The following is a 14,169-nucleotide window of genomic DNA, read 5'->3' as shown; positions in this document are numbered from 1 at the left end:
TTTATTAATTTTTTATTAAAATCATATAATAAAAATTTATCAAATAAAATTAGCTTATGCTTTAATTTCATTCTCTTCAGAATAAAATGAAAAAATAAAATTATATTTTATATAGAAAATTTACACAATATATATTATACTACGAGTACAGCTAAAAATTATGTAAACTTATTAAGGAGAATATATGAAGAAATATAAACCTGAAACAAAACAAGAATTAGAAAAATTAGTATATACTGACGGAATAAAACTCTATGATGTAGATACAAGTCTTATTACGGATATGAGCGAACTTTTTTATAAAAGCAGCAGAAAAGATTTTGAAGGAATAGAAGATTGGGATGTTTCTAATGTTGAAGATATGTCATATATGTTTGCATATATGAGTTATGATAGTTTTGAAAGCCGTTCTAAAGCTAAGTTTAATCGTAATCTTAATAATTGGAATGTATCCAAAGTTAAGCATATGAGTTTCATGTTTTATTATTGTAATGATTTTAATCAGCCTTTAGACAAATGGGACGTTTCTAATGTTGAGGATATGTTTAGAATGTTTGATAATTGTAAAAAATTCAATCAGCCTTTAAATAGTTGGAATGTATCCAATGTAACAAATATGAGCGGTATGTTTCAGGTGGCGGAAAGTTTTAATCAGCCTTTAGATAAATGGGACGTTTCTAATGTTACAACTATGAGAGCTATGTTTAATTATGCTAAAGCGTTTAATCAAGATATAAGCAATTGGAATGTTAGTAAAGTTGAAGATATGGGTTATATGTTTAGTATATGTGTTAATTTTAATCAGCCTCTTAATGATTGGGACGTATCTAAAGTAAAAACTATGGAGGGTATGTTTAGAAGTGCTTTTAAATTCAATCAGCCTTTAGATAAATGGGATACTTCAAAGGTTGAAAATATGAATGAGATGTTTAGTCAATGTGACAGCTTTAATCAGCCTTTAAATAGCTGGAATGTATCCAATGTAAAAACTATGGAATCTATGTTTCGCAGTACTGAAGCTTTTAATCAGCCTCTTGATAAATGGGATACAAAAAAATTAAAAACGATATTTGGAATATTTGATTTTGCTAAAGGTTATAATTGTTTTGATTCATTAGCAAATTGGGATTTAAATAAAGTATCAGAAATGAGTAATTTATGCTTTGGAAAGTATGAAGAACTGCCTTTAAAAATTAAAGCGTATCTTCAGGCTTTTTATGGTTCTTATAAAGATTATTTAACTATTACAAAAGAGAATGTAAAAGAAGTATATGATTTAATATCAAAAGACACAAATAAAAAAATTTTGTCATTAAAGAAGAGATTAGAAAGCGAGTTTAGCGAAGAGCTTTCATCTGTTACAGATAATTATAATTTCAAAACTATAGAAGAAGCAGAAAAGTATGTGGAAAACAATTATAATAAAAAAGATGATAAAAAGGTGAGCTTTATAAATGATTATAAGGTTTTAATAAAAGATAAATCAAGAGAAGTTGAAAATAAAGTTTTAAAATATATATATTTAGAATATTTGCTTCTTAAAAGAGATGTTAAAAGATTAATGCAGGTTGACAATATCGTTAATTTACTTGATAAAGAATCTTTTGTAAATTTTGCTAAAAATATCTATGATGAAACTAATAAAGAAACAGCTGCTTTTATATATGCTATATACGGAGGAGATGAGGCCATAAAAAATATATATAAAAAAGAACATGACACAAAACTTTCACTTTTAATAATTAAATTAAATATGCAAAGTAAATATGCACTTAGATTATTATATGAAATATATTCAAATACAAAAAAATCTGAAGTTCGTTATGAGGCTTATAATTTAATTGAAGAAGTGATGAAAAAAATGGATATTAGCTATAATGAGTTCCAATTAAGATATTCATCTGATTTCGGATTTAATTCTAAAGGTGAAAAAGAGTTGAATAAAAATTATAAATTAATTTTGAATAGTGATTATTCTTTGAGTATTTTTGATATGAAAAATAATAAAGAATTAAAAAAGATTCCCCAAAACTTTGATGAGGATTTAAAAGAAGAAGTAACAAAATTAAGAAAAGAAATTCCTTCTTTTATGAAAGATACTTCTTATGCTTTAGCTATTTTATTAGCAAGCGGAGAGAAATACAGTTATGATGTATTCAAAGAGATTTTTATTAATAATGCTATGATGAATAGATTTGCTTCATCTTTAATATGGAATTTATATGACAAAGATTCTAATTTTATAACTACTTTCAGATATTCAGGCGACGGGAGTTATTCAAACTTTGAAGATGAAGAATTAAAAATTGATGATAATAGTTTTATAGGTTTGGCAAGCCCTGTAATATTCATCATTATATTAATATCTACAATTATAATAATTAAAAATTTTTTTTCAAAAAAAAAAAACAAGCCACAGAAAAACATACAAAAGATGATGAAAGAATTGCAGAAGAATATAGAAGAAAATGAAAATGATTTGGACTCTATTTATCAATTAGCTACGCTTGAAGAAAAATACGGCGACTTTAATAATGCATTAGATAAATATGAAAAACTTATAAAAGAGAGATATTTTGCAGATAATGATATTAATGAAATTGAAATATACAAAAAATTAGAGCCGGCATATTCTCAATTAGGAGATAAAGAAAAAAGTTTTAAATATTCTCTTTTAATCGAAAAAGCTGAACCTAATAATATTTATTATGCTATGAAATTAGGTACTATGCTCGGAAAAGAAGGTAAATATAAACTTGCCTGCGAATACTTTAATAAAGTGATAGTATCAAAAGAAAATATAGATATAGAAGAGGCAAAAACAGCTGCATTATCGTTTTTTATGATTAAAGATTATAGAAAGTCTATAATATTTTTGGAAGAATTATACAAAAAAATATTCAATGATAAAGAAATAGATGCATCAGAAATTGATAATCTTGAAATATTAATGATATCTATGTACATATCGGCTGATGAGCTTAATAGAGCAATTGCATTCATAGAACAAATATTATCAAATAAAAATATAAGCGAAGAGCATAAACTATATATTAATAAGATGTATATGTACACATTGTATAAATTATCTGATAATGAAAGATTTAGAGAAATGTATAATAATATAATTAGTTTATATAATTTAGAAGAGGCAGATTATAAATATGCGGGGCTTATATTTGATTTTGCATTTTATTCATATTTCTTGAAAGATATAAATGCTTCTATAAGATTCTTCACAAAATTGAATTCTTTTCATAAATTGGAATACAGTGTTTATTATTTAGATCAAATACTGCAGTATCTTAATGAAGTTAATAAAGCATCACTTCAATTGAGCAAATTAAGAAATGCTATGAAACTAAATGATGAAAAATATGTAAATGAAAGATATGATAAATATATTGATAGTGAATTAATAGCAATATGGGAAAAAGTATTGGGATTATGGGAAGTAAATTTCTATAATTTTGATTATATTAATTCATTGGTAGAAATTCAAAATACTATTGATGTTGATAAAATACTAAATGAATATAATATGGAGAAACAATTAAATGATGATAATAGGCAGAAAAGAATTACAAATATAGATACTATATATTCATTAAGTTTGAGTAATTTCAAAAAACTTTGCCAGAATATAATTCAAAATAAATTATCATATTCTATATTGCAGGAATATTCAGATAATATAATAAATTATGAGTATGGAGATGATGTTAATTATTTGGCATACCCTACTAATAAAAATAAAAAGGATTTAACCTTAATTTCAATAAAAAGATGGAAAAACACTGAGGTAGGAGAACTTATCATTAGAGATTTTTTGCTTATGGTCAATGAATCTGGGGCAAAAAGCGGTATACTAATTCTTCCTGTGAAATTGTCAAATAGTGCCAAAAGCTATGCAAAACATAATGAAAAAATTACCGTTTATACAAGAAGCCAATTTAATTCATTTTTAAAAAATAATTTTGTAAAATAATTACTAAATATAGGATAATATTATGCTTGACTCTTACACTTATATAATCATAGTTCCGGTATCTATAATAATAGTATTAGGAATCATTTTCTTCTTAAAAACTATAATAAGAGGAAACAATAAGACATATAAACCAAAAGACATAAAAAAGAAGATAGATGAACTCGAGAAAAAAATACAGATGAATCCTAAAGATTATAATGCAATATATGAATTAGCTGTAATAGAAGAACAGTACAATATGACAGAAAAAGCTATAGAAAAATATGAAAAACTTCTTAATATTAAATATTTTGAAGGAGAAGAATTGAATATATATAAAAAACTTGAAGAGTTATACAGCAAATTAGATAATAGAGAAGAAAGTTTAAAATATACTTTAAAAATAGCTCAGATAGATATTAATAATACATACTATTCTATAAAAGCAGCTACTGAACTTGGAAAAGAAGGTGCTTATAAATTAGCTTCAGAATATTTTAATAGAGTTTTAAATAATAAAAATGATTTTGAAATATATGAGCTTAAAATAGCTGCTATATCCTATTTTATAAATAAAGAGTATAAAAAAGTTATTTCTATGCTTGAAGAACTTCATAAGAGATTAAGCAGAAATATAAGCAATATTGAAGAAGACTATGATGAAATGATATTGATAGAGAAAATACTAATTTCACTATATATTATAAATGATGAAATTAACAGTGCAAGAAGTTTTGCCGAATCTATATTATCATCAAAAACAATTAAGAATGATTATAAATATAGATTCTTTATAAACAGAATATATTTGTATATATTATATAAATCAGATGATAATGAAGCTTTTATCAATTTATATAATCAATACTCTAAACAGTATAAAATAAATGAAATAAAAAAAGATGAAACTATTATTATTTTAGATTTTGGGTTTTATAATTATTTTATCAAAGATATTAATAGTGCTATAAGTTATTTTGAGCATATAAAATTATTCAATGATCCGGAATTCAGCATATATGATTTGGATAGTATATTTAATTATTTATCTGCTATTGCAAAAGCTGAAGTTCAATTAAAGAAATTAAGAGGAGATATGCTCTTAAATAACAATGATAAATATATAAAAGAAAATTATGAAAAATATGTTGATGCTAAGTATATAGAATCTTGGGAAAATGCTGTAAGTTTGTGGGAGGATTCTTTCAATAGTTTAGACAAAATATTAAATTTAATAGAAATAGAAAGAAGTGTAGATATTGAAAAAATATTATTAGAATGCAACATAAATGAAAATAATGCTACTATAGAAAATGTAAGCAGTAAGAAAGTAGATAAAATTTATGATATAAGTTTGTCATCTTTCAAAAGTATATGTCAGGATATAATACAAAAAAAACTTTTATATTCAGCTGTGCAGGAATATAATGAAAAATTAATAGATTATGATTACGGAGATGAAGTTAATTATTTGGCATTTGCCGCAAATAAAAGTAAAAAAGACTTGACTTTAATATCTTTCAAACGATGGAGAAATACTGAAGTTGGAGAACTTGTCATTAGAGATTTTATACTTCTTATTAATGAGGCAGGGGCAAAAAATGGAATATTAATTCTGCCTCTTGAGCTTACAAATAGTGCCAGAAGTTATGCTACTCATAATAATAAAATTAAGGTTTATACAAGAAATCAATTTAATTATATGCTTAGAGATAGTAAAATATAATAATAAAATGTAAGGCGATGTATTATCAGTCCTTTATTTATTAATACTAATTATAAATTTATTGTTTTTCCTTATTAATATCTTTAGTTTCGTCTATGAGTCTTATAAGTTCATTAGACCTGGAAGCTATGCTTTCTTTTAATGCTAATAATGTATCTTTTCCTGCTTTATTATTTGCTATTTCTCTTTTTAAGAGATCTGCTATATTAAGACATGCTAGTATGGCTATAGTATCTCTTGGATAATTAGGACCATAATGCTCTGCTATATCATTCATACTCTCATTAACAAATTCTGCAACTTCTTTTAAATATTCAGCATTACCCTCTTGAGATTTTATGCTTAGCATTCTTCCGTATATATTAACCTCTACAATAGTAATATCATCCATAATTATTTACCTATTATTTTGATTCATTATCAAAGAAAAATTCTTCCTCATCATCATCGCCAAACATATACTGATCATCTTCATTTATATCAAATTCATAATTATCTTCTTTGCCGTTTTTATCATCAATTTCTTCTATATTTTCTGCTGCTGCATCATTAGTTTTATTTTCTGCTGCCTCTTCATTTTTGATATCATTATCCCAACTAGCATCTGAAGCATTACTGAATGGATCTTCATCTTCTGTAACTTTCACATTTGAGACTTCTTTTATTTCTTTTACTTCATTTACTTCTTTTATATCGCTGCTTTTGTTAATCTGATTTTCAGACTTATACTCCTCATATTCATCAGATAATTGAGCATCACTTTTAAAAGGATTTTCTTCATCAGGCTCTTCTAAATTACTTGCAAACTCATTTTCAGCATTTTGCACTTCTTCTTTAATTTCTTTAGCAGTTTCTTTTAATTCTTTATTATTATTTTCTTCATTATTATGAACTGCATTTACATTATTAACCGATGCAGCATTGTTAACTAAATCAGTATGAGTGGTATTTTCTGCATTATGAATAATAGCTGAATGATGAGATTTCTTAGATTCAAAACTAGATTTCCTAACATTGTCTATTCTTTCTATCAGAATGCTTAATTTTTCTTTAAGATCATTGTTTTCTTTGCTTAGAGAATCTATAGCTCTTATTGCTTTTTCTAATTCTTTTTTAAGATTGTCATTTTCTTCTATTAAGGTTATAGAATCTTTTTCTATATTTTCCAAATTAGATTTAAGAGTATCTCTTTCTATTCTAGTAGCTTCTAATTGTTTTATTAAATTATCTTTATCTTCTTTTATAGAATTATAATTATCAGTAGCATTTCTCTTATCAGCTTCTAATATAGTTTTTTCTTCTTTTAAAAGATTGAAACTATCTTTGACATTTTTCAAACTGTTTATTAATTCTTCTTTTTCTGATTTCAGCTGTTCTATAACTTGGTATAATTCTTTATTATCAAATGAAATTAATTGGTATTCATCTAAAATATCTTTCAATTTTTCTTCTAAAATTGTAAATTCTTTCAAATTTTCCCCCCAAAAAAATATATATTAAAAATTATATCACATATAAATTCAATTGTCAATTTTTTATTTATATGATACAATATAATCTATACAACATAATATAAAAATAGGTTTTTATGAAGAATATATTAAAATTTATTGTTCTGCCATTAATATTGATATACACTCCAATAATATACGGACAATCTCCATATACCGAGAAAGAACAAAATCTATTGAAAGGTGCTGTAGATGTTTGGCCTTATATAGGTATAGAATATGAAAGACCTACAGAAAGTTATATGCCTTTTGACTATATACATGAAAGTCATAAAAGAGAAAATAGATTAAAAAATTCATTCCCATCAAGACTATTATATGAACTTTCTACTATAGAAATACACATGAATACTTTAATAGGCGTTAATTTACAAGACGGACATTTCAGTATGCCTGACATGTATTTATCTGTAGGTAAAAGTTTCCACTTTGATTGGATGTTCTCTGCAACTCCGTTTGTAACTATGACTTCTAAATTTGATGTATTTAATAAAGATTATGCCACAGGAAGTATAGGTTTATATGATGCTGGTATAGAAACTGTTACTTTAACTAGAATATTATTATCTTTTAGAATGAAGGCTGTTAATGATATTAATGGTTCTACATTTATGCTTTTGCCTTCTGTTATTGACAGTGAATCGGCAAATTTTGCTCCGCATTGGTATCTTCCTAGAGTTAATAATGAAATGGGTTTTAGGGCTGGATTTATAGGTTCTTATTATGAATTATCTTATTCGCAAGGTTTTTCTAAAGATTCAAATCCATTGGCCGCTGTTTTCAAAATTAACGGCGACTATTTCAGAGCTCAGTTTCTTTATCAATATAATAATAAAAATTCTCTTTCTCCTGACAATTTTAAAAGCAGATATAATACCCACCCAAATAATATTAACGATGAAAAGGAATATTATACTCATCATTTGGTGCAATTATCCGGTATGGGAAGAATTCCATTTCTTAATAAGGATTTATGGCTAAACTTATTGGGTGAATATACTTGGAGGGATAATGATGCCCATTATTTAAGGTTTGAACTTGGACTTGAATGGAAAATGATAAATATTGCTTTGAGACCTCTATTTTATATACCTGTTAACAATAATTATAATCATGGTTACAGATTTGATCCTAAAAAAGATTTATTCTGTTTAGAATATTCTGCTTATATAAAATTTGATCCTATTTCATTTGGATTTCAAGGATCTACTGACGGAAGATACTATATTGCTATGAAAGCTGTATTTTAATTAAAAATATTATTACGGTAAACTAAATTTTATAATTAATTACATTATTAATTTAGTTTAATCTATTATAAAAGAAATAGTAAATCGTGCGTTAAATAGATTTTAAAATTTAAATAAAATTTGGGCGGGCGTTAACATTTCTAAATAAGCAGTAAAATTAATTTAAATTAAAATATAAAAAATACGCTGTAAAGAATAAAGGGCGGGGTATGTAATTAAAGTTTTAAAATTTATTTTCATTTGCCCACCCTTTAGGCTTTTTAATTGATTTTTAATTTCTAATTTTTATTTCTTTTTTTATTTATATCACATTTATTAGCTGCCCACCCAGGATTTATTTAAATTTTCAGCGTAAACACCGCATGTATAAAATTATAATGCTTTAATATATTAAGTATTGACATAAAAATTAAGTAATATATCATTCAAGTAAAATATTAGTAATGAGGAATATAATTGAGAAATTTAAATCTTGATGAATCAATATTAAAAGAATATTTATTAGATGACTTTAATTCAGAAGATAGTTCTGCTATAGCAAAAGAACTGCAAAACAGATTATCAGGTTATGAAATAATAGAATTAGAAATAGGATGCGGCAACGGCAAATTTATAGTAGAGCTTGCTATGAATAATAAAGATAAATACTTTATAGGAATTGAATATTCGTATAAAGCTGCTAAAAAAGCAGTATCAAAAGCATATAAAAGAAATATAAAAAATCTAACTATTATATTCGGCGAGGCTAATAATGTAATAGATAAATATCTAAACGGCAAATATTATTTTGATAAAATATATTTAAACTTTCCCGATCCTTGGCCGAAGAAAAAACATGCTCATAGAAGAATATTTACTGAAGATTTTTTGGGTAAGATGAATATTTTACTTAAAGATGATGGTATATTCTATTCAGTTACAGATGATGATAATTATGCATTAGAAATAATGAATCCTATTTATAAAGAGTCATTAATATTTAAGAATGCTTTATCATCAGATTATACCAATAGATTAGAAGGCTACGGCATTACACTTTATGAGGAGAAAATGAGAGCAATAGGTCATAATATATACTTCTTTGCTCACTCTAAAAAGATATAAAAATAGATCTATGATAACTAATAACTTAAAAATTATATTATTGCTATTAATTCTTTTTTTAGTTTCATGCGGCAATGAAGAAACCTCACAAAAAACCACTATTATAAGTATAATAAAAGAAAAAAATTCCAGAAAATATAATTCTATAGAAAAAGGACTTTTAGATCAAATATCATCTGATAAAATGGATGTTCAAATTAACTTTTACGAATTGGATAATGATGAATTATCAATAATAAGAACTGCTAATAATGTAAGAGATGATAACTCTAGTATAGCAGTAATTATAGGAGAAAATGCTACTTTACTATCTATGAATATAATAGTCCCGCAGTCTATAGTATTTGCTGGTTCTTTTGATAATTTATCATTAAGTAATATAAGCAGAAATGAAATTCAAAATAATAATATTACAGGTGTTTATATAAATTTAGATATTACCAAATATATAAAAATCATTTCTGAAAACAATGTTAAAAGTATTGCCTATTTATACACTAAAAACTCAGTAATGTCAGCTAATATATCTAAACATATTAGCCAATATTGCAGCAATGAGAATATAATATATTATCCTTTGGAGACAGAAAAAGATTTTAATTCTCATGATATAGAAAATATTATCAAATTCAAAGATATAGACTATATGATTTTAGCAGATGAAGAATATATAAATAAAAATATATATTCTATAGCACATTTATGTGATAAATATTCTATCCCCTTGATAAATACTGATATTTCAGAAGCTGTAAATTCAGCAATATTATTCTCATTAGATTTCAATTATTATTACTTAGGCAGACAATTAGCATTGCTTCTTAATGATGTAATAAATAATAATGGTAAAACAGAAGGACTAAATTTTGTACAATTATCTGATTCATACAGGATTCTTATTAATGAAGATATCTCCAAAGAGTACAATCTAGAATTTACGGAAGAAATACTAGATAAAAGTTCTATAGTAATAAGAGATGGAAAAGTTATAAGAAAATAGATTATATATTATGTTAATTTTGCTTGACAAAATTGATTCTTCATAGTATTATAGTCTAAAATTTGTATCGTATAATAGCGATAATTATCTTAATTTTTGAATTTATTTGAACATTTAAATATAAGGAGAAAAAAATGGCGGTACCAAAGCATAGAAAATCGAAAGCAAAAAAAAGATCAAGACAAGCAGCCAACGATAAAAGATTCTTAGGCTCATTATCAATCTGTCCTCAATGCGGAGCAGAAAGAATGCCTCATAGAATCTGTCCGGAATGCGGTTTTTATAAAGATAGAGTAATCAAAGCTCCAAAAACTCAAAATGCCGGATAAAACGAATTTTAGGAAGTTGTTATGAATTTAGCCATAGATGTAGCCAGCGGAGAAAAGCCTCTTGAAGAACTAGTATTAGGTGCTGTTAGTGCCCTACAAGAAAATAAAGATATTAATTTAATTTTAGTAGGCAATGAAAAAAACATATCACAAACCTTATCTAAAACTAAATATGATCATAATCGTATAGATATAAGACATACAGATGAAATAATAGATATGAATGAAAGTCCTGCTAACGGCATAAAACATAAAAAGAATGCCTCCGTTTTATTGGCTGCTCGTTTGGTTAGAGAGAAAGAAGCAGATGGTTTCTTTTCACCGGGAAATACAGGTGCTACTTTAGCCGCAGCTCTTACTGAAATAGGACGCTTAAAAGGCGTTATGCGTCCGCCTCTTATATCTACACTTCCAAAATTAAATGGCGAGTTCTGTATGTTGGATATGGGAGCAAATGTTGACTGCACTACAGATTATATAGTTCAATTTGCCGTTATGGGCAGAGTATTTGCTAAAAGATATTTAAAGATAGATAATCCTAGAGTCGGACTCTTAAATATAGGTGAAGAAGACTCTAAAGGAAACGCTAATGCTAAAAAATCATTTGAGCGTCTTCAAAAAATGAAAAAAATTAATTTCATAGGTAATATAGAGCCTAATGATATGTTAAAATCTGATAGTGTCGATGTTGTTGTAACTGACGGATTCGATGGAAATATAGTATTAAAAACTATAGAAGGAACAGCTTCTTTTGTTGTTAATCTATTAAAAGAAGAAGTTAAGAAGAATCCTATTAGTGTTATGGGCGGGCTTATGATGAAACCTGTATTTAATAATTTGAAATCAAAAATGAGTTCCGATTCTTATGGTTCAGCTATATTATTAGGTTTAAATGGCGGAGCTTTTGTAGGACATGGCAAAACCAGCGGTGTAGGTATGAAAAATGCTGTACTAAATATGTATAGATTTTTAGATGCCAAAATAAATGAAAAAATAGCTAAAGAACTTTATGACTCAGGAGCTAAAAGAAGAATTTTTTAAAGGATTTTTTTAATGGTTTATATTAAATCTTGTAAAGGCACTTATAAAAACAATAAAACCAATATGGCAGCCTCAGATTTAGCCCTACTATCAATAAATGAAGTAATAAAAGACATAGACCCAAATAATATAGATGCTATTCTTTGTGCTACAGTTACTAAAGATTATATTTATCCTTCCACAGCCTGTATATTAGCAGGAAAAATTAAAGCAAAGAATGCTTTCTGTTTTGATATAGAAAGTGATTTTACAGGCTTTTTATCAGCATTAAGACTCGCTTATGCCTTTGTTAAAAGCGGAAGATATAAAAATATTTTAGTAGTTGCTTCAGAATCATTTTATATATGTGATGATGAAAATAGATTCGATGATGCAAGTGCTGCAGCCTTAGTAACAAATGAAAAATCAGATATTCAAATAGATTTTATAGATTCAGTAACAGACGGAAATGCTCTAGAAAATTGTTATATACCTATGGGCGGAACAGCTAAACCTTATACTAAAGAAGGCATTCTTAATAAAGAACATTTTATTTCTATAAAAGACAGCAGTATTTTTGAAGAAGAAGCTAAAAAAGCCGGTCTTTATGTTAAAGATGTATTATCATCTAATAATATAAATCCCGATTTATATATACCATCTTATTCAAGCCCAAATGCATACAATGCCTTTGTTGATGCTCTTTCAGTAAGCAAAGATATAGTATACTCTAAAATGGAAAATGCTCACTCATCTTTAAGTGCTTCATCTGGTGTGGCATTATCTATGGCTTTAGAAGATGGTTCTATAAAGAAAAACAGTAAGGTAGCTATATGCAGTTATGGAAGCGGTTATACCAAATCTGTAGCTGTTATTTCTATAAATTAACTTATAATTAAAAAATAGTATTTATTTTTAATTGAGTGAAGGATTGATAATATGAACTTAGGTAGATTTCGTTTTGGCGGAGTTCATCCGCATGACAGTAAGGATACAGCCGATATTGCTTCATCTGCTCTATCCAAGCCCCCTAAAACCGTCCTAATATCTATGGCACAGCATATTGGTGCTCCGGCTAAAATGTTAAAAAATAAAGGGGATAAAATTGAAAAAGGCGAACTTATAGGAGAAGCTGGAGGTTATGTATCAGGAAATGTTCATTCTTCTGTTACAGGTACTGCTGCATCTGTAGAAATTGCTGCTCCTCCTTTAGGACGCGGAGCTAATGCTTTACTTATCAATGTTGATAGTAATGCTGATAATTTAGCTTACTTTGAGAATTCTGATTATATGTCTATGCCTGTAGAAGAAATGTCTAAAAGAATACAGCAGGCTGGTATAGTTGGTATGGGAGGTGCTACTTTCCCTACTCATGTAAAAGTTGATGGAGCCGCTAAGGGAAATGCTGATACTTTAATTATTAACGGAGTTGAATGCGAACCTTATATCACTAGCGACTACAGACTTATGATTGAATATACTCAGCATCTTTTCAAAGGTATTGAAATTTTAAGAAAAATAATTCCTTCAGTAAAAAGAACGATTATCGGTATAGAAAATAATAAGCCTAAAGCAATAGAAGAAATGGCTAAAATGGGAAAAGAATATAATGTTGAGGTTATGGCTTTAAGACTTAGATATCCTCAAGGTGCTGAAAAAATGCTCATAGAAGCTACTACAGGAAGAATAGTACCTGTTAGTAAACTGCCTATGGATGTAGGTGTTATAGTTGTTAACATCGCTACTCTTTATGCTATATATGAAGCTGTAGCTAAAAATAAACCTCTTATAGAAAGACTTGTTACAGTATCAGGAGATGCCATAAAAGAACATAAAAATATATGGCTTCCTTTAGGTACGCCTATTTCTCATGTCGTTGAAGAATGCGGCGGAATCACTGCTGAAAATGTCCTTATACTTTCAGGCGGTCCTATGATGGGAGCAGCTATACCTAATCTTGAACAATGTGTTAATAAAGGTACTAACTCGCTTCTATTCTTAAATAAGGATAAATTACCGAAAGAAGTTGAATATCCTTGCATTAAATGCGGAAGATGCGGTAATGCTTGCCCGCTTAAATTATCTCCTACTGAAATTGCACATACTGCTAAAGCAAAAGTCAAAGATAAATTGAATGATTTAGATATAGCAACTTGTTTTGAATGCGGCTGCTGTTCTTATATATGTCCTTCAAAAATTCCTTTGGTGCAGTGGATTAGATTTGGAAAAGATTTATTAAGAAGATAATAAGGAGATAAG

General features: G+C 26.9%; 11 protein-coding genes. 9 read left to right on the top strand and 2 right to left on the bottom strand.

Going from position 1 to position 14,169, the window contains the following annotated elements:
• Positions 1-184 precede the first annotated feature (184 nt).
• Both BFL38_RS15750 and BFL38_RS04320 read left to right on the top strand, forming a co-directional pair.
• On the top strand, positions 185-3,988 hold the full coding sequence (locus tag BFL38_RS15750; RefSeq protein ID WP_083249375.1) for a BspA family leucine-rich repeat surface protein: 3,804 nt from the start codon (positions 185-187) through the stop codon (positions 3,986-3,988).
• 22 nt (positions 3,989-4,010) lie between these two features.
• Complete coding sequence (locus tag BFL38_RS04320; protein WP_069725892.1) at positions 4,011-5,696, top strand: restriction endonuclease; 1,686 nt, start codon at positions 4,011-4,013, stop codon at positions 5,694-5,696.
• A 58-nt stretch (positions 5,697-5,754) separates the two neighbouring features.
• Here BFL38_RS04320 and BFL38_RS04315 read toward each other — a convergent pair whose 3' ends face one another.
• Positions 5,755-6,087 (bottom strand): cell division protein ZapA, encoded by a 333-nt coding sequence (locus BFL38_RS04315; RefSeq protein ID WP_069725891.1) that lies wholly within the window; start codon positions 6,085-6,087, stop codon positions 5,755-5,757.
• A gap of 13 nt (positions 6,088-6,100) precedes the next feature.
• Positions 6,101-7,168, bottom strand: a complete 1,068-nt coding sequence (locus BFL38_RS04310; RefSeq protein ID WP_069725890.1) for a hypothetical protein — start codon at positions 7,166-7,168, stop codon at positions 6,101-6,103.
• Positions 7,169-7,284: 116 nt separating this feature from the next.
• Between BFL38_RS04310 and BFL38_RS04305 the strand changes: the two genes are divergently transcribed.
• From BFL38_RS04305 to rsxC, 7 genes are all read left to right on the top strand, one after another.
• Positions 7,285-8,457 carry a hypothetical protein gene (locus BFL38_RS04305; RefSeq protein ID WP_069725889.1) on the top strand — a complete coding sequence of 391 codons (1,173 nt, stop codon included), beginning with the start codon at positions 7,285-7,287 and terminating at the stop codon, positions 8,455-8,457.
• A 456-nt stretch (positions 8,458-8,913) separates the two neighbouring features.
• On the top strand, positions 8,914-9,561 hold the full coding sequence (gene trmB, locus BFL38_RS04300) for a tRNA (guanosine(46)-N7)-methyltransferase TrmB (RefSeq protein WP_069725888.1): 648 nt from the start codon (positions 8,914-8,916) through the stop codon (positions 9,559-9,561).
• Between the two features lie 10 nt (positions 9,562-9,571).
• Positions 9,572-10,561, top strand: a complete 990-nt coding sequence (locus BFL38_RS04295; protein ID WP_069726057.1) for an ABC transporter substrate-binding protein — start codon at positions 9,572-9,574, stop codon at positions 10,559-10,561.
• Between the two features lie 134 nt (positions 10,562-10,695).
• Positions 10,696-10,890: a 50S ribosomal protein L32 gene (rpmF, locus tag BFL38_RS04290; protein WP_008721874.1), complete on the top strand. Its 195-nt coding sequence runs from the start codon at positions 10,696-10,698 to the stop codon at positions 10,888-10,890.
• Positions 10,891-10,911: 21 nt separating this feature from the next.
• Positions 10,912-11,931 (top strand): phosphate acyltransferase PlsX, encoded by a 1,020-nt coding sequence (plsX, locus tag BFL38_RS04285; protein ID WP_069725887.1) that lies wholly within the window; start codon positions 10,912-10,914, stop codon positions 11,929-11,931.
• Positions 11,932-11,943: 12 nt separating this feature from the next.
• Positions 11,944-12,798 (top strand): 3-oxoacyl-ACP synthase III family protein, encoded by an 855-nt coding sequence (locus tag BFL38_RS04280; RefSeq protein ID WP_069725886.1) that lies wholly within the window; start codon positions 11,944-11,946, stop codon positions 12,796-12,798.
• A gap of 51 nt (positions 12,799-12,849) precedes the next feature.
• Positions 12,850-14,157 (top strand): electron transport complex subunit RsxC, encoded by a 1,308-nt coding sequence (gene rsxC / locus BFL38_RS04275; protein ID WP_069725885.1) that lies wholly within the window; start codon positions 12,850-12,852, stop codon positions 14,155-14,157.
• The last annotated feature ends 12 nt before the right edge of the window (positions 14,158-14,169 follow it).

It is taken from the genome of Brachyspira hampsonii (genome assembly GCF_001746205.1).
Lineage (GTDB): Bacteria > Spirochaetota > Brachyspiria > Brachyspirales > Brachyspiraceae > Brachyspira > Brachyspira hampsonii_B.
The sequence above is the reverse complement of the archived record's forward strand: the minus strand, read 5'-3'. Positions and strand labels throughout refer to the sequence as shown.

Coding starts and splice junctions, on each gene's coding strand:
- BFL38_RS15750 (WP_083249375.1), top strand. CDS start 185: ATGAAGAAATATAAACCTGAAACAAAACAAGAATTAGAAAAATTAGTA.
- plsX (WP_069725887.1), top strand. CDS start 10,912: ATGAATTTAGCCATAGATGTAGCCAGCGGAGAAAAGCCTCTTGAAGAA.
- BFL38_RS04315 (WP_069725891.1), bottom strand. CDS start 6,087: ATGGATGATATTACTATTGTAGAGGTTAATATATACGGAAGAATGCTA.
- BFL38_RS04305 (WP_069725889.1), top strand. CDS start 7,285: ATGAAGAATATATTAAAATTTATTGTTCTGCCATTAATATTGATATAC.
- BFL38_RS04280 (WP_069725886.1), top strand. CDS start 11,944: ATGGTTTATATTAAATCTTGTAAAGGCACTTATAAAAACAATAAAACC.
- BFL38_RS04295 (WP_069726057.1), top strand. CDS start 9,572: ATGATAACTAATAACTTAAAAATTATATTATTGCTATTAATTCTTTTT.
- BFL38_RS04320 (WP_069725892.1), top strand. CDS start 4,011: ATGCTTGACTCTTACACTTATATAATCATAGTTCCGGTATCTATAATA.
- rpmF (WP_008721874.1), top strand. CDS start 10,696: ATGGCGGTACCAAAGCATAGAAAATCGAAAGCAAAAAAAAGATCAAGA.
- rsxC (WP_069725885.1), top strand. CDS start 12,850: ATGAACTTAGGTAGATTTCGTTTTGGCGGAGTTCATCCGCATGACAGT.